Source organism: Streptomyces sp. C (assembly GCF_000158895.1).
GTDB lineage: Bacteria > Actinomycetota > Actinomycetes > Streptomycetales > Streptomycetaceae > Streptomyces > Streptomyces racemochromogenes.
The window spans coordinates 2,079,206-2,099,212 of record NZ_GG657750.1; the positions used below are offsets into that span (position 1 = coordinate 2,079,206).

18 protein-coding genes, 1 tRNA gene and 1 pseudogene are annotated in these 20,007 nt (G+C 72.5%); 8 read left to right on the forward strand and 12 right to left on the reverse strand.

Annotated elements, in window-relative coordinates; translation table 11 throughout:
- The 5 genes from SSNG_RS09160 to SSNG_RS09180 form a co-directional block, all read right to left on the reverse strand.
- Positions 1-1,394, reverse strand: a 1,394-nt coding sequence (locus tag SSNG_RS09160; RefSeq protein WP_007263536.1) for a DEAD/DEAH box helicase, incomplete at its 3' end; no start/stop codon positions are given.
- A gap of 101 nt (positions 1,395-1,495) precedes the next feature.
- Entirely contained in the window at positions 1,496-1,699 is a 204-nt protein-coding gene (locus SSNG_RS09165; protein WP_007263537.1) for a cold-shock protein, read from the reverse strand.
- A gap of 190 nt (positions 1,700-1,889) precedes the next feature.
- A complete protein-coding gene (locus SSNG_RS09170; RefSeq protein ID WP_007263538.1) occupies positions 1,890-3,047 on the reverse strand; it encodes an acetyl-CoA C-acetyltransferase in 1,158 nt (385 codons plus the stop codon).
- Positions 3,048-3,065: 18 nt separating this feature from the next.
- Entirely contained in the window at positions 3,066-3,683 is a 618-nt protein-coding gene (locus tag SSNG_RS09175) for a TetR/AcrR family transcriptional regulator (protein ID WP_007263539.1), read from the reverse strand.
- Positions 3,684-3,698: 15 nt separating this feature from the next.
- Positions 3,699-4,481, reverse strand: coding sequence for an SDR family oxidoreductase (locus SSNG_RS09180; protein WP_007263540.1), 783 nt, complete (start codon positions 4,479-4,481; stop codon positions 3,699-3,701).
- Between the two features lie 100 nt (positions 4,482-4,581).
- Here SSNG_RS09180 and SSNG_RS41970 point away from each other — a divergent pair, with 100 nt between their 5' ends.
- The 3 genes and pseudogenes from SSNG_RS41970 to SSNG_RS09190 all read left to right on the forward strand — a co-directional run bounded on the left by SSNG_RS41970 (position 4,582) and on the right by SSNG_RS09190 (position 6,857).
- Complete coding sequence (locus SSNG_RS41970; RefSeq protein WP_165364988.1) at positions 4,582-4,740, forward strand: hypothetical protein; 159 nt, start codon at positions 4,582-4,584, stop codon at positions 4,738-4,740.
- On the forward strand, positions 4,737-5,882 hold the full coding sequence (locus SSNG_RS09185; RefSeq protein WP_007263542.1) for an acyl-CoA dehydrogenase family protein: 1,146 nt from the start codon (positions 4,737-4,739) through the stop codon (positions 5,880-5,882). The genes SSNG_RS41970 and SSNG_RS09185 overlap by 4 nt, the downstream gene beginning before the upstream one ends.
- Positions 5,882-6,857: pseudogene (locus SSNG_RS09190) on the forward strand (acyl-CoA dehydrogenase). Before SSNG_RS09185 ends, SSNG_RS09190 begins: the two are co-directional and overlap by 1 nt.
- 117 nt (positions 6,858-6,974) lie before the next feature.
- Here SSNG_RS09190 and SSNG_RS09195 read toward each other — a convergent pair.
- From SSNG_RS09195 to SSNG_RS09210, 4 genes are all read right to left on the reverse strand, one after another.
- Positions 6,975-7,048: transfer RNA gene (locus SSNG_RS09195), tRNA-Lys, on the reverse strand.
- Positions 7,049-7,111: 63 nt separating this feature from the next.
- Positions 7,112-7,441, reverse strand: coding sequence for a hypothetical protein (locus SSNG_RS09200; RefSeq protein WP_042800782.1), 330 nt, complete (start codon positions 7,439-7,441; stop codon positions 7,112-7,114).
- Between the two features lie 110 nt (positions 7,442-7,551).
- The gene (locus SSNG_RS09205) at positions 7,552-8,451 is read right to left on the reverse strand and encodes an alpha/beta hydrolase (RefSeq protein WP_007263545.1); all 900 of its coding nucleotides are present in this window, start codon (positions 8,449-8,451) and stop codon (positions 7,552-7,554) included.
- A complete protein-coding gene (locus tag SSNG_RS09210) occupies positions 8,448-9,176 on the reverse strand; it encodes a glucose 1-dehydrogenase (RefSeq protein ID WP_007263546.1) in 729 nt (242 codons plus the stop codon). The genes SSNG_RS09205 and SSNG_RS09210 overlap by 4 nt, the downstream gene beginning before the upstream one ends.
- Positions 9,177-9,278: 102 nt before the next feature.
- On the opposite strand from SSNG_RS09210, the gene SSNG_RS09215 reads away from it, so the two are divergent.
- The 4 genes from SSNG_RS09215 to SSNG_RS37830 all read left to right on the forward strand — a co-directional run bounded on the left by SSNG_RS09215 (position 9,279) and on the right by SSNG_RS37830 (position 11,784).
- Complete coding sequence (locus SSNG_RS09215) at positions 9,279-9,938, forward strand: helix-turn-helix transcriptional regulator (RefSeq protein ID WP_050779581.1); 660 nt, start codon at positions 9,279-9,281, stop codon at positions 9,936-9,938.
- Positions 9,939-10,043: 105 nt separating this feature from the next.
- Complete coding sequence (locus SSNG_RS09220; protein ID WP_007263548.1) at positions 10,044-10,772, forward strand: VWA domain-containing protein; 729 nt, start codon at positions 10,044-10,046, stop codon at positions 10,770-10,772.
- A gap of 29 nt (positions 10,773-10,801) precedes the next feature.
- Positions 10,802-11,311, forward strand: a complete 510-nt coding sequence (locus tag SSNG_RS09225) for a pyridoxamine 5'-phosphate oxidase family protein (RefSeq protein ID WP_007263549.1) — start codon at positions 10,802-10,804, stop codon at positions 11,309-11,311.
- 62 nt (positions 11,312-11,373) lie between these two features.
- Positions 11,374-11,784, forward strand: coding sequence for a hypothetical protein (locus tag SSNG_RS37830; RefSeq protein WP_007263550.1), 411 nt, complete (start codon positions 11,374-11,376; stop codon positions 11,782-11,784).
- Positions 11,785-11,923: 139 nt separating this feature from the next.
- On the opposite strand, the gene SSNG_RS09235 is transcribed toward SSNG_RS37830, so the two are convergent.
- From SSNG_RS09235 to SSNG_RS09245, 3 genes are all read right to left on the reverse strand, one after another.
- On the reverse strand, positions 11,924-13,384 hold the full coding sequence (locus SSNG_RS09235) for a glutamate synthase subunit beta (protein ID WP_007263551.1): 1,461 nt from the start codon (positions 13,382-13,384) through the stop codon (positions 11,924-11,926).
- On the reverse strand, positions 13,377-18,008 hold the full coding sequence (gene gltB / locus SSNG_RS09240) for a glutamate synthase large subunit (RefSeq protein WP_050779582.1): 4,632 nt from the start codon (positions 18,006-18,008) through the stop codon (positions 13,377-13,379). Before gltB ends, SSNG_RS09235 begins: the two co-directional genes overlap by 8 nt.
- A 343-nt stretch (positions 18,009-18,351) precedes the next feature.
- Positions 18,352-19,083: a VIT1/CCC1 transporter family protein gene (locus SSNG_RS09245; RefSeq protein ID WP_007263553.1), complete on the reverse strand. Its 732-nt coding sequence runs from the start codon at positions 19,081-19,083 to the stop codon at positions 18,352-18,354.
- A 280-nt stretch (positions 19,084-19,363) separates the two neighbouring features.
- Here SSNG_RS09245 and SSNG_RS09250 point away from each other — a divergent pair.
- Positions 19,364-20,007 (forward strand): ADP-ribosylglycohydrolase family protein (locus tag SSNG_RS09250; RefSeq protein ID WP_007263554.1); only part of this gene is annotated, 644 nt, incomplete at its 3' end.

Sequence of the window (20,007 nt, forward strand, 5' to 3'; positions counted from 1 at the left end):
CCGGAGCCCGAGCCGGTGCGCGCCTTTGGGCTGCGGGGCCTGGGGGGACCTCCAGCACGACGGGGGACGCCGGAGGGCTCGCGGGCGCCGGTGAGCCGGGAGAGCTCCTCGTCGGAGGACTTGACCTGCGCGGTGCGCGGGGTGATCCCGGCGTCCGACATCAGGCGGGACATGTCGCGCTTCTGGTCGGGCAGGACCAGGGTGACGACGCTGCCGGACTCGCCGGCGCGGGCGGTGCGGCCGCCGCGGTGCAGGTAGTCCTTGTGGTCGGTCGGCGGGTCCACGTTGACGACGAGGTCGAGGTCGTCGATGTGGATGCCGCGCGCGGCGACGTTGGTGGCGATCAGCGCGGTGACCTCGCCGGTCTTGAACCAGTCGAGGGTACGGTTGCGCTGCGGCTGGGAACGGCCGCCGTGCAGGCCGGAGGCGCGGACGCCGTCGGCGAGGAGCCGCTTGACCATGCGGTCGACGCCCCGCTTGGTGTCCACGAACATGATGACCCGGCCGTCGCGGGCGGCTATGCGGGTCGCCACGGCCTTCTTGTCGGTCTCGTCCATGACGTACAGGACGTGGTGCTCCATGGTGCTGACGGCACCGGCGGACGGGTCGACCGAGAAGGCGACCGGGTCGTCCAGGAACATCTTGACGAGCTTGTCGATGTTCTTGTCGAGCGTCGCCGAGAACAGCATGGTCTGGCCCTCGGGCGCGACCTGCTTGAGCAGGGCGGTGACCTGCGGCATGAAGCCCATGTCGGTCATCTGGTCGGCCTCGTCGAGGACGGTGATCGAGACCTGCGAGAGGTCGGCGTCACCGCGGTCGATGAGGTCCTTGAGGCGGCCGGGGGTGGCGACGAGCACTTCGGCGCCGCGGCGCAGCGCACCGGCCTGCCGGTTGATCGACATGCCGCCGACGACGGTCGCGATGCGCAGGTTGACGGACGTGGCGTAGGGGCTCAGGGAGTCGGTGACCTGCTGGGCCAGCTCGCGGGTCGGTACGAGGACCATCGCGAGCGGCGCCGTGGGCTGGGCGCGGCGGCCGGCGGTGCGGGCGAGCAGGGCCAGGCCGAAGGCGAGGGTCTTGCCGGAGCCGGTGCGGCCGCGGCCGAGCAGGTCGCGGCCGGCGAGCGAATTCGGCAGGGTGGCGGCCTGGATGGGGAACGGCTCGGTCACGCCCTGGGCGGCGAGGGTCTTCAGCAGCGCCTCGGGCATGTCCATGTCCTCGAACGCGGCGACCGGCGGGAGGGCCGGGACCTGCGGTTCGGGCATGGTGAATTCCTGGGGCCGGGGGGCGGGGGCGGACTTCTGCCGTCCCGCGCCAGCCTTCGGACGCCCCTGGGCCGCACCTCGACCCCGGGTGGGGCGGCGGCTGGGTCGTGCGGAGCTGGAGCTGGTCATGCGGAAAAGCCCTCCTGAAACCGGCAGGTAGAACAAAGGTCGAGACAGCAGACAAGCCGGGGCCCGCACCTCGCGGTGCGGACCCCGGCATGCTGAAGAAATTAGGCGGGGAGGATGTTCTCCGCCTGGGGGCCCTTCTGGCCCTGGGTGACGTCGAAGGTCACACGCTGACCCTCGGTGAGCTCACGGAAGCCCTGGGTGGCGATGTTCGAGTAGTGGGCGAAGACGTCCGGGCCGCCACCGTCCTGCTCGATGAAGCCGAAGCCCTTTTCCGAGTTGAACCACTTCACGGTACCGTTAGCCATTTGAATCTCCTGAATAGGCGGCAAGGGCCCCATCCGGGAGAATCCGGCAAAAACAATAAAAGCGCCTGCGGAGCAATCCCGTCAGGCGCACATAAAGTTCATGGGTACCACAACTGCAACGCCCCCAAAGCTAGCACACCCTGGCCGGGCGGCGCAGCGACCCACGCCACCCGGCCCCTTCCCGCCCCGGCTACAGCCGCTCGATGATCGTCACGTTGGCCTGCCCGCCGCCCTCGCACATCGTCTGGAGGCCGTAGCGGCCGCCGGTGCGTTCCAGCTCGTGCAGCAGGGTGGTCATCAGCTTCACGCCCGTCGCGCCCAGCGGGTGGCCGAGGGCGATGGCGCCCCCGTTGACGTTGACCCGGTCCGGGTCGGCGCCCGTCTCCTTCAGCCAGGCCAGCACGACCGGCGCGAAGGCCTCGTTGATCTCGACCAGGTCGATCGCGTCCAGGGTGAGGCCGGTCTTCTTGAGGGCGTACGCGGTCGCCGGGATCGGGGCCGACAGCATGCGGATGGGGTCCTCGCCGCGGACCGAGAGGTGGTGGATGCGGGCCCGGGGGTTCAGGCCGTGCTCGGCGACCGCCCCCTCGGAGGCGATCAGCATGGCCGCCGCACCGTCGGAGACCTGGGAGGAGACGGCCGCCGTGATGGTGCCGCCCTCGACGACCGGCTTCAGGGCGGCCATCTTCTCCGGGGTGGTGTCCCGGCGGGGGCCCTCGTCCACGGTCACGTCCCCGTGGGCGACGGTCTCCCGGGCGAAGCGGCCCTCGTCGATGGCGCGGACCGCCCGCCGGTGGGAGCGCAGGGCGAACTCCTCCATGTCCTGCCGCGAGATCCCCCACTTCTCGGCGATGAGCTGGGCCCCGTGGAACTGGTTGACCGGCGCGTCCCCGTACCGGGCCCGCCAGCCGGCCGATCCCGCGTAGGGGCCCTCGGTGAGGCCCAGCGGCTCGGCGGCCTGCCGGGAGGCGAAGGCGATGGGGATCATCGACATGTTCTGGGTGCCGCCGGCGACCACCAGGTCCTGGGTCCCGGACAGGACGCCCTGCGCCGCGAAGTGCACGGCCTGCTGCGAGGACCCGCACTGCCGGTCGACGGTGACGCCGGGGACCTCCTCGGGCAGGCCGGCGGCCAGCCACGCCGTCCGGGCGATGTCGCCCGCCTGCGGCCCGACGGTGTCCAGGCAGCCGAACACGACGTCCTCCACCGCGGCCGGGTCCACTCCGGACCGCTCGACCAGCGCCTTCAGGACGTGCGCGCCCAGGTCGGCGGGGTGCACGGCGGACAGGCCGCCGCCGCGCCGCCCCACGGGGGTGCGTACGGCGTCGACTATGTAGGCCTCGGGCATGGCGGGCTCCTCAACGGGTCAGGGGCGTACGGCGATCCCGTCCAGCACCATCGACAGGTACTGGCGGGCGATCTCCTCGGGGCTGTGCTGGCCGCCCGGCCGGTACCAGGACGCCGCGACCCACACCGTGTCGCGGACGAAGCGGTAGGTGAGGCGGATGTCGAGGTCGGCGCGGAAGACCTGGGCGGCGACGCCCCGCTCCAGCGTCCCCAGCCACGCCTTCTCGAACTTGACCTGCGAGTCGGAGAGGTAGTGGAAGCGGGGCTGCGCGGAGAGGGTGCGGGCCTCCTTCTGGTAGATGGCGACGGCGGCTCGGTGCCGGTCGATCTCCCGGAAGGACTCGGTGACGAGGGCCTCGATGGTCTCCCTGGGGCCGAGGCCGGCGGCGAGGACGGTGTCGTACCCCGCCCACAGCTCGTTCAGGAAGGCCGAGAGGATCTCGTCGAGCATCGATTCCTTGGAATCGAAGTGGTAGTAGAGGCTGCCCGCGAGCATCCCGGCGGCGTCGGCGATCTTGCGGACGGTGGTGGCGTTGTAGCCCTGGGCGGCGAAGACCTCGGCGGCGGTGTCCAGGAGTTCCCGGCGGCGCTCCGGCGAGGCGGTCACCTGTGTCTTCTTCGGCTTGTTCGTTGGCACGGGCCCATTCTCGGTCTACGCGTGCTGGCTGCTGACCGACACCGTCTCGCCCGTCATGTACGACGAGTAGCCGCTGGCCAGGAAGACGATGACGTTGGCGATCTCCCAGGGTTCGGCGTACCGGCCGAAGGCCTCGCGGGCCGTCAGTTCGTCGAGCAGTTCCGCGCTGGTGACCTTCACCAGGTGCGGGTGCATGGCCAGGCTGGGGGCGACCGCGTTGACGCGTACGCCGAACTCGGCGGCCTCCAGGGCCGCGCAGCGGGTCAGGGCCATCACCCCGGCCTTGGCGGCGGCGTAGTGGGCCTGGCCGGTCTGGGCGCGCCAGCCGATGACGGAGGCGTTGTTGACGAGGACCCCGCCGCGCCCGGCGGCCTTCAGGGAGCGCAGTGCGGCGCGGGTGCAGCGGAAGGTTCCGTTGAGGGTGACGTCGAGGACCCGGCCCCACTGTTCGTCGGTCATGTCGACGAGGTTCGCGGTGCCGCCGAGGCCGGCGTTGTTGACGACGACGTCGAGGCCGCCGTGGAGTTCCCCGGCGTGCGCGAAGAGGGCCGACACCTGTTCCTCGGCGGTGACGTCGCAGGGCAGGGAGGCTATGCGGCCGGCCCCGAACTCGGCGGCGAGGGCGTCCTCGGTCTCCTTCAGGCGCCGGGCGTGGGCGTCGCTGATCAGGACGGTGGCGCCCTCCTCCAGGAAGCGGCGGGCGGTGGCGCCGCCGATGCCCGCTCCGGCGGCGGCGGTGATGACGGCGGTGCGGCCTTGGAGGAGCCCGTGGGCCGGGACGTACGCGGGGGCGGTCATGCCCGTACCTCTTTCCCGGGGGCGGAACTCGTCGGCGCTCTCGACGCTGCTCATGGCCGTACGTTAACCTACCAAACACTTGTTAGGGAAGGATGTGCCGATGCCCGCCGCCGACGCCCCTGCCGAAGACCCCTCCGCTGACCCGCCGACCGACCCGGCCGCCGGCCGGCCGGCGCGGCGCACCGCCGAGCCGCCCGGCTTCGGCCCGGCCCTGACCGGACGGAACGCGGCCGCCACGAAGGAGGCGGGCACCCGGTGAACCTCGACCACTCCCCCGACGTGGAGGCCTTCCGGGCCGAGGCCCGCGCCTGGCTCCGCTCCCACGTGCCGCCCCGCCCCCTGCCCTCCCTGGAGACCGAGGAGGGCTTCGCCGCCCACCGCGCGTGGGAGGCGCTGCTGCACACGGACCGCTGGTCGGCGGTGTCCTGGCCCGAGGAGTACGGGGGCCGCGGCGTCGACATCGAGCGCTGGCTCGTCTTCGAGGAGGAGTACTGGGCCGCCGGCGCGCCCGGCCGCGTCTCCCAGAACGGCATCAGCCTCCTCGCCCCCACCCTCTTCGACCACGCCACCCCCGAGCAGCGGACGCGCGTCCTGCCGCCCATGGCGAGCGGCGAGGTGGTCTGGGCGCAGGCCTGGTCGGAACCGGAGTCCGGCTCCGACCTGGCCTCGCTCAGCTCCCGGGCGGTGCGCACGGACGGCGGCTGGCTGCTGCACGGGCAGAAGACCTGGTCCTCGCGGGCCGCCTTCGCCGACCGGGCCTTCGGCATCTTCCGTACCGACCCCGAGGCGCCGAAGCCGCACCAGGGGCTGACCTACCTGATGTTCGACCTGCGGGCCCCCGGGGTGACGGTACGGCCCATCGGCCGCCTCGACGGCAAGCCGGCCTTCGCGGAGCTCTTCCTGGACGGGGTGTTCGTCCCCGACGAGGACGTGATCGGCGAGCCGGGGCAGGGCTGGCGGATCGCGATGTCGACCACCGGCAACGAGCGGGGCCTGACCCTGCGCTCCCCAGGCCGGTTCCTGGCCGGGGCCGACCGGTTGACCCGGCTGTGGCGCGAGCAGGGCGACCCCGCCGACACGGCGCTGCGCGACCGGGTCGCGGACGCGGTGGTCGGGGCCCGCGCCTACGAGCTGTTCACCTGGACGGGCGCCTCCCGCTTCGCGGAGGGCCAGCGGATCGGCGCCGAGTCCAGCCTGAACAAGGTGTTCTGGTCCCAGTACGACATCGCCCTGCACGAGACGGCCCTGGACCTGCTCGGCCCGGACGCGGAACTGGCTTCGGGCGCCTGGGCGGAGCCGTGGCTCTTCTCCCTCGCCGGGCCGATCTACGCGGGCACCAACGAGATCCAGCGCGACATCATCGCCGAGCGGCTGCTCGGCCTCCCGAAGGGCCGCCGCTGATGCGCTTCCTGCCGACCGGGGAACAGTCCGACTACGCCCGTACGCTGCGCTCCCTGCTGGGGCGCGGCCGCGGTCCCGGCGGCCGTACGGGCCTGGGCGGCCGGAGAGCACGGGCCCGGGCGGGCGCTGTGGTCCTCCCTCGCCGGGACGGGGCTGTTCGCGCTGGCCGTGCCGGAGGCGTACGAGGGGGTGGGCCCGCTGCCGGTGGAGCTGGCGCTCGGCTTCGTGGAGCTGGGGCGGGCGGGGGTGCCGGGCCCGGTGGTGGAGACGGCGGCGGCCGCGGTGCTCCTCGCCGGGCTGGGCGACGAGGCGCTGTCGAAGCGCTTCCTGCCGGGGCTCGCCTCGGGCGGGGCGTCGGCGACGGTGACACTGCCGGGCGGCTCCCCGTACGCCCTGGACGCGGACGCGGTGACGCACCGCTTCACGGTGACGGAGGCCGGCGAGCTGCGGCTGGCCGCCGGCCCGGGGGAACCGCTGGCGTCCACGGACCCGGCGCGGCGGCTGTACCGGCCTCCCGCGGGCGGGGAGCTGCTGGCGGCGGGCCCCGAGGTGACGGCGGCCGCGGGTACGGCCCTGCGCTGGGCGCGGCTGCTGACGGCGGCGCAGTGCCTGGGCGTGGGCGAGGCCCTGCTGGCGCGGACGGTGGAGTACGCGAAGCAGCGCACCCAGTTCGGGACGCCGATCGGCGGTTTCCAGGCGGTCAAGCACCGGCTGGCGGACACCCTGCTGGCGCTGGAGTTCGCCCGGCCGCTGCTGTGGGCGGCGGCGCTGTCCCTGTCCCGCGCGGACGTGGCGGCGGCGAAGCTGACCGCCGGCGAGGCGGCGTACGCGGCCGCGCTCACCGCACTCCAGCTGCACGGCGCGGTCGGCTACACGGAGGAGCTGGACCTCTCCCTGTGGCTGCGCAAGGCCCGCCCGCTGCGCGACGCGTGGGGCGCGCCGTCGCGGTGCCGGGCGGAGGTGCTGGCGGGCTAGGGACCCGGGGGCCCGGGGGCGGAGCCCACAGGGGGGTCAGGGGGCGAGCGGCCGCCCGGACGGAAACGACTTCGGGCGGCCCCCGGTGACTGAACCGGAAACCGCCCGAAGGACAGGTGCGCCGCCAGGGACTCGAACCCCGGACCCGCTGATTAAGAGTCAGCTGCTCTAACCAACTGAGCTAGCGGCGCCTCGACAGGAAAAATACCCGGTCCGGCGGGGTCTTCCAAATCGCCGCCGGCCCGCAGGCCCCCCTACCTCCGCCGCCCCCGCCGACGGCGCCCCCGCAGGGACAGCCGCATCAGCAGTGCCGTCTGGAACAGCAGCAGCGCCCCGAGCCCCACCACGGCCGGCAGGCCGCGCCCCTCCCAGGCCGTGGCCCCCAGCCGGGCGGCCCCGACCGCGGTCAGCGCGACCAGGAAGCGGCCGGCGAACTCCGCCTCGGTGCCGTGCGGTACGGCCGAGCCGGCCACGAACACCGCCAGCAGCACGGGGATCCACGGCGTCCCGGGATCGCGCAGCAGCGCGGCGGCCCCGGACTCCACGGCGAGGAGCAGGACGACGCGCAGCAGGAAGGCAGGCATGGACACATCATGCCCGGGCGGGGCCGCGCACGATCCTGGTGAGGTAGTGCGCCGACCACGGCACGGAGGAGGGACGCCGGTTCGCATCCGGCCGCCCCGCCCCTTTCCCGTCAGCCGGCCGGCTCCGTCGCCGCCAGCCACGCCGCCGCTCCCGCCACCGCCGCCCGCGCCGCCGGCAGGGGCAGGCCCAGGAAGCCGTGGAAGACCCCCGGGTAGAGCCGCACCTCGCAGTCCACCCCCGCCCCCGCCAGGCGGCGCGCGTACGCGAGCCCCTCGTCCCGCAGCAGGTCGCAGTCCGCGAGGACGATCAGCGTGCGCGGCAGCCCCGCCACGTCGGCGGCCCGCAGCGGCGAGACGTGCGGGTGGGCGGGGTCGCCGCCGTACTGGTCCCAGTACCAGGCCATGTGCGCGGCGGTGTGGAAGTACCCCCGCCCGTACGCCGCCACCGACTCGGAGCCCATCGAGGCGTCCAGCGGCGGGTAGGCCAGCAGTTGCCCGGCGACCAGGCCGGGGGCCCGCAGCGCGGTGACGGCCGCCAGGTTGCCCCCGCTGGAGTCCCCCGCCACCACCACCCGGGCCGGGTCGCAGCCCAGCCGTTCCGCCTCGGTCCGCGCCCACAGCAGCACGGCCAGTGCATCGTCGGCCGCCGCCGGCCAGGGGTGTTCCGGGGCGAGGCGGTAGTCGGCGGAGACGACCACCGCCCCGGAGGCCGAGGCCAGGGCGCGGCACAGGGCGTCGTGGGTGTCCGGGCCGCACATCACCCACCCGCCACCGTGGAGGTACACCGCCAGCGGCCGGCCCGCCGCCCCGGGCGCGGGGTCGTACACCCGCACCGGCACCCCGCCCGCGGTGGTGTCGTACACAGAGGCCACCTCCGGCCCCGCCGGCCGGGCCGGGGCCCCGGCGGCGACCGCGGCCCGCAGGGCGGCCGCGTCCCCGGGGCCGGGGAAGCCGGCGGTCATCGCGTCGCACAGCCGCCGCGCGGTCGGCGACAGCTCGTCCCGGGTCATCGCGCCGTCATCCCGCCGTCGACCGCGAACTCCGCGCCGGTGATGTACGAGGAGGCGTCCGAGCACAGGAACAGCACCAGCTCCCCGACCTCCCCGGGCCGGCCCATCCGCCCCAGCGGCACGTGCGACCAGTCCCGCCCCGCGACGGCGTCGGCCACCATCGGGGTGTCGATGGCCCCGGGGTGCACCGAGTTGACCCGGATCCCGTCGGGGGCCAGGTCCAGCGCCGCCGACCGGGTCAGCCCGCGCAGTCCGAACTTGGCGGAGCCGTAGGCCGCGTGGCCGGGGATGCCGACCAGACCGGCGGTGGAGGAGATGTTGACGACGGAGCCTCCCCCGCCGGCGCGCAGCACGGGGGCGACGGCCCGGATCCCGAGGAAGGGGCCGAGCAGGTTGACCCGCAGCAGTTCCTCGAAGCCCTCGGGGCTCTGCTCCTCGACGTGCGCGGTGCGCCACAGGGCGGCGTTGTTGACCAGCGCGGAGACCGTCCCGAAGGCGGCGACCGCCTCGCGCACCACCCCGGCCCAGCTGTCGGCGTCGGCCACCTCGTGGCGTACGTACAGGCCCTGGCCGCCCAGTGCGGCGGCGACCGCCCGGCCCTCCTCCTCGCGGAGGTCGGTGACGACGACCCGCGCGCCGGCCTCGGCGCACAGCCGGGCCCCGGCGGCGCCCTGGCCGCGCGCGGCGCCGGTGATGAGGACGACCTTTCCGTCCAGCGACACCATCTCGGGCCCCCTCCAGCCGGAGTTATTCCTAGTAGAAATATTCCTAGCAGGCGCACCCCAACGGGGGAAGGGTGCCGCAGGACCGGTCGTAGACTGCGCTGCGTGGCAGACGAGACGGCCGAGACGGCAGACGAGACGTCGGCGGGCACGAACCAGCGCACCCTCCCCGCGACCAGCTGGGCGGTCCTCGGACTGCTCTCCTTCGGCGAGGAACTCTCCGGCTACGACCTGAAGAAGTGGTCGGACTGGTCGCTGCGCTTCTTCTACTGGAGCCCGTCCTTCAGCCAGATCTACAGCGAGCTCAAGCGGCTGGAGAAGGCCGGCTACGCCTCCTCGCGGATGGTCGCCCAGGACACCGGCACCCGCGACAAGCGCGTCTACCGGATCACCGACGCGGGCATGGCCGCCGTACGGGCCTGGGCGCGCGAGGCGCCGGTCGACCCGCCGGTGCTCAAGCACGGGCCGATGCTGCGGCTGTGGCTGGGCCACCTGCTGGAGCCGGAGCAGATGCGCGAACTCCTGAACCGGCACCAGGAGTTCGCCGAGGACATGCGCCGCCGCGCGGAGGCCGACGTGGAGGGCGCCAAGGACGAGGCCGCCTGGGCGTACCCCACCCTGACCCTCAAGTGGGCCGAGCGGTACTACACCTCCGAGCGCGACCTGGCGGCCGCGATGCTGGAGGACATCGCCGCCCTGGAGGCGGCCCGCGCCGCCGCCGGGTCGGCCGAGGGGCCTGCCGGGGAGTCCGCCGACCGCCCGTAGGAGCGGCGGCCGCCTGCGCGGAGGCGTATGCGTACGTCGCGCACTGCCGGCACCCGTCCGCGCACCGGGCCCGGCTGCGAACCCCGCTGACGTACCCTCGGCTGCATGACGGGCAGCGCGATCGACCTCCGCAAGATCGAGGAGACGGCCCCGGGTCTCGTGAACCTCTACAAGAGCGCCGGGGCCTCCCTCTCCAAGCACGGCATGGAGGGCGGCCGCGCCTCGGTGTACCTGGTCCTGGACTACTCCGGATCCATGCGGCCCTACTACGACGACGGCAGCGTGCAGGCCTTCGCCGACCGCGTCCTCGGCCTCTCGGCGCACCTCGACACCGACGGCCGGGTCCCGGTGGTGTTCTTCTCCACGGACGTCGACGCGGTCGAGGAGGTCACCCTGGCGCACCACGAGGGGCAGGTCACGGCGATAGCGGCCCGGCTCGGCCACATGGGCAAGACCTCCTACCACCTGGCGATGGACGCGGTCATCGACCACTACCTCGACTCGGGCTGCGCCGATCCGGCCCTGGTCGTCTTCCAGACGGACGGCGGCCCGGTCAGCAAGCTCGCCGCCGAGCGCTACCTCTGCAAGGCGGCCCGTCTCCCGCTCTTCTGGCAGTTCGTCGGCTTCGGGAACACGCGCAGCACCCAGTTCGACTTCCTGCGCCGCCTCGACGAACTCCCCGTGCCCGGGAAGCGGATCGTGGACAACGCGGGCTACTTCCACGCGGGCCCCGACCCGCGCGCGGTCCCGGACTCCGAGCTGTACGACCGGCTCGTCGCCGAGTTCCCGGCCTGGCTGACGGCGGCACGCGCGGCGGGCGTAGTGCGCACGTAGCACCCCCGTTCCGGTGCTTTCATAACGCCATGACGACGAACAACTGGGCAGCGTTCGAGAAGGCGGAGCCGGAGTTCGCGGCGGCCGTACGGGCCCGCTTCGCGCGGTACCCGCACCACGTCCTGGCCACCCTGCGCAAGGACGGCTCGCCCCGGGTCGCCGGGCTCAACGTCGACTTCCGCGGCGGGGAACTGTGGCTCGGCATGATGGCGGGCTCGATGAAGGCCCGCGACCTCCAGCGCGACCCGCGCTTCGCCCTGCACACCAACCCGGGCGAGGGCATGGCCATGCCCGAGGGGGACGTCCGCATCTCCGGGCGGGCGGTGGAGATCGTGGACCCGCCCGAGCTGCACCGCTACGCGGAGGAGACCGACTCCCCGCACCCCTTCCACCTCTTCCACGCCGACCTGACGGAGGTCGTCCACACCACGGTGGACGGCGACGAACTGGTGGTCCGCACCTGGACCCCCACCCACGGCACCCGCACCCTCCGCCGAGGCAACGACGACGAACCACCCCGCGAGGTCCCGGCCGGCTGAGGCGTTGTCAGTGCCGCCCCCTACGGTGGAACGACCGTCACTCGGCACCCGAGGGGGAAGACATGGCACGCAAGGCACTCACACTCGCGGCACTCACCGCGGCCCTGACCCTGTTCACCGGAGCGGCCCAGGCCTCCGCATCCGACGAACTGATCGGCTACCCGGGCCCCGACGGCCTGATCTGGGTACAGGAGGTCACCGGCTCCAGCGGCTTCGTCTCGGGCGGCCTCAACGCCCACCTGGACACGTACACCACCTTCGCCTGCGAGGGCGACGGCAGCATCGAGGTGACCTTCGTCCTCGACAACCACCCGGACCGCAACCCGGCCCCCTTCACCCTGCCCTGCACCCCGGACTCCCCCACCCGCACCACGGTCCCCCTCGGCACCGGCCTTTCGGGCGGCTTCGGCGCCACGGTGACGACCTCGTCCCCGTCGATACGCTGGGGCGCGACGGTGGTCCAGCCGGAGTAGGAAACGCCACCGCGCCCGCCATCCCTGGTCGGGGACATGGCGGGCGCGGGTCGGAGTTCCGTACGCCGTTGTACGGACCGTATGAGGGGTCCCGCCGTTCGCGCGGCGGGGGCGTTACCAGCGAGCCCGGCGTCCAGAGCTAGACCATCAGGGAGCGGTCCGTCGGCTTGACCGGGTACGGGAGGGTGCTGGTGCCGGTGAGGTAGCGGTCCACGCCGCGGGCGGCCGAGCGGCCTTCCGCGATGGCCCACACGATCAGCGACTGGCCGCGGCCCGCGTCGCCGGCGACGAAGACGCCGTCGGCGTTGGTGGCGTACGAGGCGTCGCGGGCGATGTTGCCCCGCTCGTCCAGGTTCACGCCGAACTGCTCGACCAGACCGTTGGCCTGGTCGGTGCCGGTGAAGCCCATCGCCAGGGTGACCAGCTGGGCCGGGAGGACCCGCTCGGTGCCGGGCTTCTGGACCAGCTTGCCGTCGACGAACTCGACCTCGGTCAGGTGCAGGGACTGGACGTTGCCGTCCGCGTCGCCCTCGAAGTGGGTGGTGGAGACGGAGTAGATCCGCTCGCCGCCCTCCTCGTGGGCCGAGGTGACCTTGTACAGCATCGGGAAGGTCGGCCACGGCATCGACTCCGGGCGGTCCTCCGACGGGCGCGGCATGATCTCCAGCTGGGTGACCGAGAGGGCACCCTGGCGGTGGGCGGTGCCCACGCAGTCCGCGCCGGTGTCGCCGCCGCCGATGACGACGACGTGCTTGCCCTCGGCCGTGATGGGGGGCGCCATGAAGTCGCCCTCCTGGACCTTGTTCGCGAGCGGCAGGTACTCCATCGCGAAGTGGATGCCGTTCAGGTCGCGGCCCGGGACCGGCAGGTCGCGGGAGACCGTCGCGCCGGCCGCCACGACCACCGCGTCGAACCGCTTGCGCAGGTCCGTGGCGGTGATGTCGCGGCCGACCTCGATGCCCGTGCGGAACTTGGTGCCCTCCGCGCGCATCTGCTCGATGCGGCGGTTGATGTGCACCTTCTCCATCTTGAACTCGGGGATGCCGTAGCGCAGCAGCCCGCCGATGCGGTCGGCGCGCTCGTACACGACCACGGTGTGGCCGGCCCGCGTCAGCTGCTGGGCGGCGGCCAGGCCGGCCGGGCCGGAGCCGATGACGGCCACGGTCTTGCCGGACAGGCGCTCCGGGGCCTGCGGGGTGACGTCGCCGTTGTCCCAGGCCTGGTCGATGATCGAGACTTCGACGTTCTTGATGGTGACGGCCGGCTGGTTGATGCCGAGCACGCACGCCGACTCGCAGGGAGCGGGGCACAGGCGGCCCGTGAACTCCGGGAAGTTGTTCGTGGCGTGGAGGCGCTCCGCCGCCGCCGACCAGTCCTCGCGGTACGCGAAGTCGTTCCACTCGGGGATCAGGTTCCCGAGCGGGCAGCCGTTGTGGCAGAACGGGATGCCGCAGTCCATGCAGCGGCCGGCCTGCTTGCTGATGATCGGGAGCAGCGAGCCCGGGACGTAGACCTCGTTCCAGTCCTTGACGCGCTCGGCGACGGGACGGGTGCAGGCGGTCTCGCGCGGGGTGGTGAGGAAGCCCTTCGGGTCAGCCATTGGTCGCCGCCTCCATCATCTTCTCGGTGGTCTCGGACTCGGAGAGTCCGGCCAGCTCAGCGGCGTCCTTGGCGGCGAGCACTGCCTTGTACGTGGTCGGGATGATCTTGCTGAAGCGGGCCGCCGCGGCGTCCCAGTCAGCCAGGAGCTTCGCGGCCACGGTCGAGCCGGTCTCCTCCTCGTGGCGGCGCACCACATCGTGCAGCCACTGCTTGTCGGCGTCGGAGGGGGCCTCGACGGCCTCCGCGTTGCCGACGTTGACCTGGCGGGGGTCGAGGTCGATGACGTACGCGACACCGCCCGACATGCCGGCCGCGAAGTTGCGGCCCGTCTCGCCGAGGACGACCGCCGTACCGCCGGTCATGTACTCGCAGCCGTGGTCGCCCACGCCCTCCGAGACGACCAGGGCGCCGGAGTTGCGGACGCAGAAGCGCTCGCCGGTGCGGCCGCGCAGGAACATCTCGCCGCCGGTGGCTCCGTAGCCGATGGTGTTGCCGGCGATGGTGGAGTACTCGGCCAGGTGGTCGGCCGCGCGGTCCGGGCGGACCACGATGCGGCCGCCGGAGAGGCCCTTGCCGACGTAGTCGTTGGCGTCGCCCTCCAGGCGGAGGGTGACGCCCTTCGGGACGAAGGCGCCGAAGGACTGGCCGGCCGAACCGGTGAAGGTCAGGTCGATCGTGTTGTCGGGCAGGCCCGCGCCGCCGAACTTCTTGGTGACGTGGTGGCCGAGCATGGTGCCGACGGTCCGGTTGATGTTGCGGATCGCGACCTGGGCGCGGACCGGCTGGGCCGTCTCGGCGGTCTCGGCGTTCAGCGCGTCGGCGGCGAGCTCGATGAGCTCGTTGTCGAGGGCCTTCTCCAGACCGTGGTCCTGCTCGATCAGGGCGTGGCGGACCGCGCCCTCGGGCAGTTCGGGCACGTAGAAGAGGGGCTCCAGGTCGAGGCCCTGGGCCTTCCAGTGCGTGACGGCCTTGCTGGTGTCGAGGAGCTCGGCGTGGCCGACGGCCTCCTCGATCGTGCGGAAGCCCAGCTCGGCGAGGAGCTCGCGCACCTCCTCCGCGATGAACTCGAAGAAGTTGACGACGAACTCGGGCTTGCCGGAGAACCGGTCGCGCAGGACCGGGTTCTGCGTGGCGATGCCGACGGGGCAGGTGTCCAGGTGGCAGACGCGCATCATGACGCAGCCGGAGACGACGAGCGGCGCGGTCGCGAAACCGAACTCCTCGGCGCCGAGCAGCGCGGCGATGACCACGTCGCGGCCGGTCTTGAGCTGGCCGTCCGTCTGGACGACGATGCGGTCGCGCAGCCCGTTGAGCAGCAGGGTCTGCTGGGTCTCGGCGAGGCCGAGCTCCCAGGGGCCGCCCGCGTGCTTGAGGGAGGTGAGCGGGGAGGCGCCCGTTCCGCCGTCGTGGCCGGAGATCAGGACGACGTCCGCGTGGGCCTTGGACACGCCGGCCGCGACCGTACCGACGCCGACCTCGGACACGAGCTTCACGTGGATGCGCGCGGCCGGGTTGGCGTTCTTGAGGTCGTGGATCAGCTGGGCCAGGTCCTCGATGGAGTAGATGTCGTGGTGCGGCGGCGGGGAGATCAGACCGACACCCGGGGTGGAGTGACGGGTCTTGGCGACCCACGGGTAGACCTTGTGGCCGGGCAGCTGGCCGCCCTCGCCGGGCTTGGCGCCCTGCGCCATCTTGATCTGGATGTCGTCCGCGTTGACCAGGTACTCGCTCGTGACGCCGAAGCGGCCGGAGGCGACCTGCTTGATCGACGAACGCCGCGCCGGGTCGTACAGGCGGTCCGGGTCCTCGCCGCCCTCACCGGTGTTGGACTTGGCGCCCAGCTGGTTCATGGCGATGGCGAGGGTCTCGTGCGCCTCCTTGGAGATGGAGCCGTACGACATGGCGCCGGTGGAGAAGCGCTTGACGATCTCGGAGACCGGCTCGACCTCGTCGATGGAGATCGACGGACGGCCCGCCTCGCCCGTCTTGAAGCCGAACAGGCCGCGGAGCGTCATCAGGCGCTCGGACTGCTCGTTCACGCGGTCCGTGTACTTGCGGAAGATGTCGTACCGGCGGTTGCGGGTCGCGTGCTGGAGGCGGAAGACCGTCTCGGGGTCGAACAGGTGCGGCTCGCCCTCGCGGCGCCACTGGTACTCGCCGCCGATCTCCAGCGCGCGGTGCGAGGCCGGGATGCCGGTGGCCGGGTACGCCTTGGCGTGGCGGGCGGCCACCTCCTTGGCGATGACGTCCAGGCCGGCGCCGCCGATCTTGGTGGCGGTGCCCGCGAAGTACGTGCCGACGAACTCCTCGTTCAGGCCGACGGCCTCGAAGACCTGGGCGCCGCGGTAGGAGGCGACGGTGGAGATGCCCATCTTCGACATGACCTTGAGGACGCCCTTGCCGAGGGCGTAGATCAGGTTCTTGATGGCCTGCTCCGGCTCCAGGCCGGACAGGAAGGTGCCGGCGCGCAGCAGGTCCTCGACGGACTCCATGGCGAGGTACGGGTTGACGGCCGCGGCGCCGTAGCCGATGAGCAGGGCGACGTGGTGGACCTCGCGGACGTCGCCGGCCTCGACCAGCAGGCCCACCTGGGTGCGCTGCTTGGTGGCGATGAGGTGGTGGTGCACGGCGGCGGTGAGCAGCAGCGACGGGATCGGCGCGTGCTCGGCGTCGGAGTGGCGGTCCGACAGGACGATCAGGCGGGCGCCGGCCGCGATGGCGGCGTCGGCCTCGGCGCGGATCTCCTCGATCCGGGCGGCGAGGGCCTCGCCGCCGCCGGAGACCCGGTAGAGGCCCGACAGGGTGGCGGCCTTCATGCCGGGCATGTCGCCGTCGGCGTTGATGTGGATGAGCTTGGCGAGCTCGTCGTTGTCGATCACCGGGAAGGGCAGGGTGACGCTGCGGCAGGACGCGGCGGTCGGCTCCAGCAGGTTGGACTGGGGGCCGATCGAGGACAGCAGCGAGGTGACGAGCTCCTCGCGGATGGCGTCCAGCGGCGGGTTGGTGACCTGCGCGAAGAGCTGCGTGAAGTAGTCGAAGAGCAGCCGGGGACGCTCGGACAGGGCCGCGATGGGCGAGTCCGTGCCCATGGAGCCGAGGGCTTCGCCGCCCGTGCGGGCCATGGGCGCGATGATGACGCGCAGCTCTTCCTCGGTGTAGCCGAAGGTCTGCTGGCGGCGGGTGACCGAGGCGTGGGTGTGGACGATGTGCTCGCGCTCGGGCAGGTCCGTCAGCTCGATCTCGCCGGTCTCCAGCCACTCCGCGTAGGGGGCGGCGGCGGCCAACTCGTCCTTGATCTCGTCGTCCTCGACGATGCGCTTCTGCGCGGTGTCGACGAGGAACATCTTGCCGGGCTGGAGGCGGCCCTTGCGGACGACCTTGGACGGGTCGATGTCGAGGACGCCCACCTCGGAGCCGAGGACGACGAGGCCGTCGTCGGTGACCCAGTAGCGGCCGGGGCGCAGGCCGTTGCGGTCGAGGACCGCGCCGACCTGGGTGCCGTCGGTGAAGGTGACGCAGGCCGGGCCGTCCCAGGGCTCCATCAGGGTGGAGTGGTACTGGTAGAACGCGCGGCGGGCCGGGTCCATGGAGGTGTGGTTCTCCCACGCCTCCGGGATCATCATCAGCACGCTGTGCGGCAGGGAGCGGCCGCCGAGGTGGAGCAGCTCCAGGACCTCGTCGAAGGAGGCCGAGTCGGAGGCGTCCGGGGTGCAGATCGGGAAGATGCGGTCCAGGGCGCCCTCGCCGAAGGCGGCGGTGGCCAGCTGGGACTCGCGGGCCTTCATCCAGTTCCGGTTGCCCTTGACCGTGTTGATCTCGCCGTTGTGCGCGACGAAGCGGTACGGGTGGGCGAGCGGCCAGGACGGGAAGGTGTTCGTCGAGAACCGGGAGTGGACCAGGGCGAGCGCCGAGGCGAAGCGGCGGTCGGAGAGGTCCGGGAAGAAGGGCTCCAGCTGGCCGGTGGTCAGCATGCCCTTGTAGACGATGGTGCGGGCGGAGAGCGACGGGAAGTAGACGCCGGCCTCGCGCTCGGCGCGCTTGCGCAGGACGAAGGCCTTGCGGTCCAGCTCGATGCCGGTGCTGCCTCCCCCAGACTCCGTCCGGGAGGTGCCCCCACTCACGAAGAGCTGCGAGAAGGCGGGCATCGTGGTGCGCGCGCCGTTGCCGAGCAGGTCGGGGGTGACCGGGACCTCGCGCCAGCCGAGGACCGTGAGGTTCTCCTCGGCGGCGATGGCCTCGATCCGCTCCACGGCGACGGCCTGTGCGGTGCCGTCGGCGGGGAGGAAGGCGATGCCGACCGCGTACGCGCCGGCCTCGGGGAGCTCGAAGCCCGCGACCTCGCGGAGGAAGGCGTCCGGCACCTGGGACAGGATGCCGGCGCCGTCGCCGGAGTCCGGCTCGGAGCCGGTGGCGCCGCGGTGCTCGAGGTTCCGCAGTACGGTCAGGGCCTGCTCAACGAGGGTGTGGGTGGCCTCGCCGGTGAGGTTCGCCACGAATCCGACGCCGCAGGCGTCCTTCTCGTTGCGCGGGTCGTACATGCCCTGCTGGGCGGGGCGACCGTCCATGGGCGACCAGGCGGTGTTGCTGAGGCCGGTCGCGGAGTGCGTGGATGCGGAACGCATCGGCTCTCCCGTCGTCGTCGTGGCAATGTGCTAGCCGAGGGACGACGTTGGCCCTCTGCGAAATTTCGTGCAGGTTACATGATGACGGCAATTCCGAGAACCGGATATGACATTCCAGCATGCGGACACTGCGCGAGGCAGAAAGAAGGGACCTTCAAGGGATTCTCAAGTCGCAGACGCCTCTGAGGAGGCCTGCTGGGCACTGCACGGGGTGAAGGTCCCGGCGCGAGACGGGCATCATTGCCCGGCGCCCTGGTCTGATGCCCAGCGGTCACGGAACCGAAACCACCGGGTAACGGACTACTTATGTTGCGTGCTGCATAGTGTCTCACTCCCGCGGCCGTTAGCCTATGGCGCCGCCGATCCAGGTTCCCAGGATGTACGTCACACCCGCGGCGGCGCCACCCAGGACGAGCTGGCGCATACCGCTGTACCACCACGACCGGGCCGTGACCCGCGAGACCACCGCGCCGCAGGCGAAGAGCCCGACGAGCGCCAGCAGCACGGCCGGCCACAGGGCGGTCGCCCCGAGCAGGTAGGGCAGTACGGGCAGCAGCGCGCCCAGGGCGAAGGAGCCGAAGGACGACACGGCGGCGACCAGCGGCGAGGGCAGGTCGTCGGGGTCGATCCCGAGCTCCTCGCGGGCGTGGATCTCCAGCGCCTGGTCCGGGTCGCGCGAGAGCTGCATCGCGACCTCGCGGGCGAGGGCGGGCTCGACGCCGCGCGAGACGTAGAGCTCGGCCAGCTCCTCCATCTCGTCGACGGGGTGCTTGCGCAGCTGCTGGCGCTCCACGTCCAGCTCCGCGAGGACCAGCTCGCGCTGCGAGGCGACCGAGGTGTACTCGCCGGCCGCCATCGAGAAGGCGCCGGCCGCGAGACCGGCGAGGCCGGTGATGACGATCGTCGCGGGGGCCACCGCGCCGCCGGCCACGCCGGTCATCAGGGCGAGGTTGGAGACGAGGCCGTCCATCGCACCGAAGACCGCCGGGCGCAGCCATCCGCCGTTGACGTCGCGGTGGGTGTGGTTGTCGCGGTGGGCGGTGTGCAGCGGTGCTTCGATGTCGATGATGGACACGGCATATCTCCCCTTTTGTACGAGTGGGTACGAGCGGGTACGCGAAAGCAACGCGCAGCTGTGCCCTGGCGCGGGGCACTCCCCCTGAACACCTCGAAAGTACGCACGATTTCCGGCGCCCGCCAGCAAGGAAGGCCGTACTTACCTGGGGTTTCGCGGGTCGGCGACCGGGTGACGGGGGCGGGCGGGGGGCGTTTCGCGGCGACCGACAAACCTCATGCCGTGGCACAAATCCCCCAAGGGCTCATGATGAGTCCCCCACCAAGTGGAGAGGCGCGCCATGGAGCTGATTGCATGCAATCCGCAGGTCCTCCTCGAACGGGCCAGGGGAGCGCTTCTCGGCCTCGCGGTGGGTGACGCGCTGGGCGCCCCCGCGGAGAACATGAAGCCGTCGGAGATCCGGGCGAAGTGGGGCCGGATCGAGGGGTTCGTCTCGGACGACCCGGCGGGCACCGACGACACGGAGTACGCGATCTTCTCTGGCCTGCTGCTGGCCCGGCACGGCTCCGCCCTGACCGTCGCGCACGTCGAACGGGCCTGGCACCACTGGATCGCGGACCTGGACGAGGGCCCCTTCCGCGGCGCCGGCTTCTCGGAGCGCGGCACCCTGGAGAACCTCCGCCGGGGCCTGGCGGCGCCGATCTCCGCCCAGCACCGGCACGCCTGGTCGGACGGCCTGGCCATGCGGGCGGCCCCCTTCGGGGTGTTCGCGGCGGGACGGCCGGCGGAGGCGGCCCGGCTGGTCGCGATCGACGGCACGGTCAGCCACGACGGCGAGGGCATCTACGGCGGCCAGGCCGTCGCCGCCGGCGTCGCGGCCGCGATGGCGGGCGGCTCCCCCGCCTCGGTGGTCTCGGCGGCCCTGTCCGTCATCCCGTCCGACTCCTGGACGGCCCGCTCGCTGCGCCGCGCGGTGACCGCGGC

Excerpts from the sequence above, each read along its gene's own strand:
- SSNG_RS09165 (WP_007263537.1), bottom strand. The coding sequence starts at position 1,699 with ATGGCTAACGGTACCGTGAAGTGGTTCAACTCGGAAAAGGGCTTCGGC.
- SSNG_RS09170 (WP_007263538.1), bottom strand. The coding sequence starts at position 3,047 with ATGCCCGAGGCCTACATAGTCGACGCCGTACGCACCCCCGTGGGGCGG.
- SSNG_RS09180 (WP_007263540.1), bottom strand. The coding sequence starts at position 4,481 with ATGACCGCCCCCGCGTACGTCCCGGCCCACGGGCTCCTCCAAGGCCGC.
- SSNG_RS41970 (WP_165364988.1), top strand. The coding sequence starts at position 4,582 with ATGCCCGCCGCCGACGCCCCTGCCGAAGACCCCTCCGCTGACCCGCCG.
- SSNG_RS09200 (WP_042800782.1), bottom strand. The coding sequence starts at position 7,441 with ATGCCTGCCTTCCTGCTGCGCGTCGTCCTGCTCCTCGCCGTGGAGTCC.
- SSNG_RS09205 (WP_007263545.1), bottom strand. The coding sequence starts at position 8,451 with ATGACCCGGGACGAGCTGTCGCCGACCGCGCGGCGGCTGTGCGACGCG.
- SSNG_RS09210 (WP_007263546.1), bottom strand. The coding sequence starts at position 9,176 with ATGGTGTCGCTGGACGGAAAGGTCGTCCTCATCACCGGCGCCGCGCGC.
- SSNG_RS09220 (WP_007263548.1), top strand. The coding sequence starts at position 10,044 with ATGACGGGCAGCGCGATCGACCTCCGCAAGATCGAGGAGACGGCCCCG.
- SSNG_RS09225 (WP_007263549.1), top strand. The coding sequence starts at position 10,802 with ATGACGACGAACAACTGGGCAGCGTTCGAGAAGGCGGAGCCGGAGTTC.
- SSNG_RS37830 (WP_007263550.1), top strand. The coding sequence starts at position 11,374 with ATGGCACGCAAGGCACTCACACTCGCGGCACTCACCGCGGCCCTGACC.
- SSNG_RS09235 (WP_007263551.1), bottom strand. The coding sequence starts at position 13,384 with ATGGCTGACCCGAAGGGCTTCCTCACCACCCCGCGCGAGACCGCCTGC.
- gltB (WP_050779582.1), bottom strand. The coding sequence starts at position 18,008 with ATGCGTTCCGCATCCACGCACTCCGCGACCGGCCTCAGCAACACCGCC.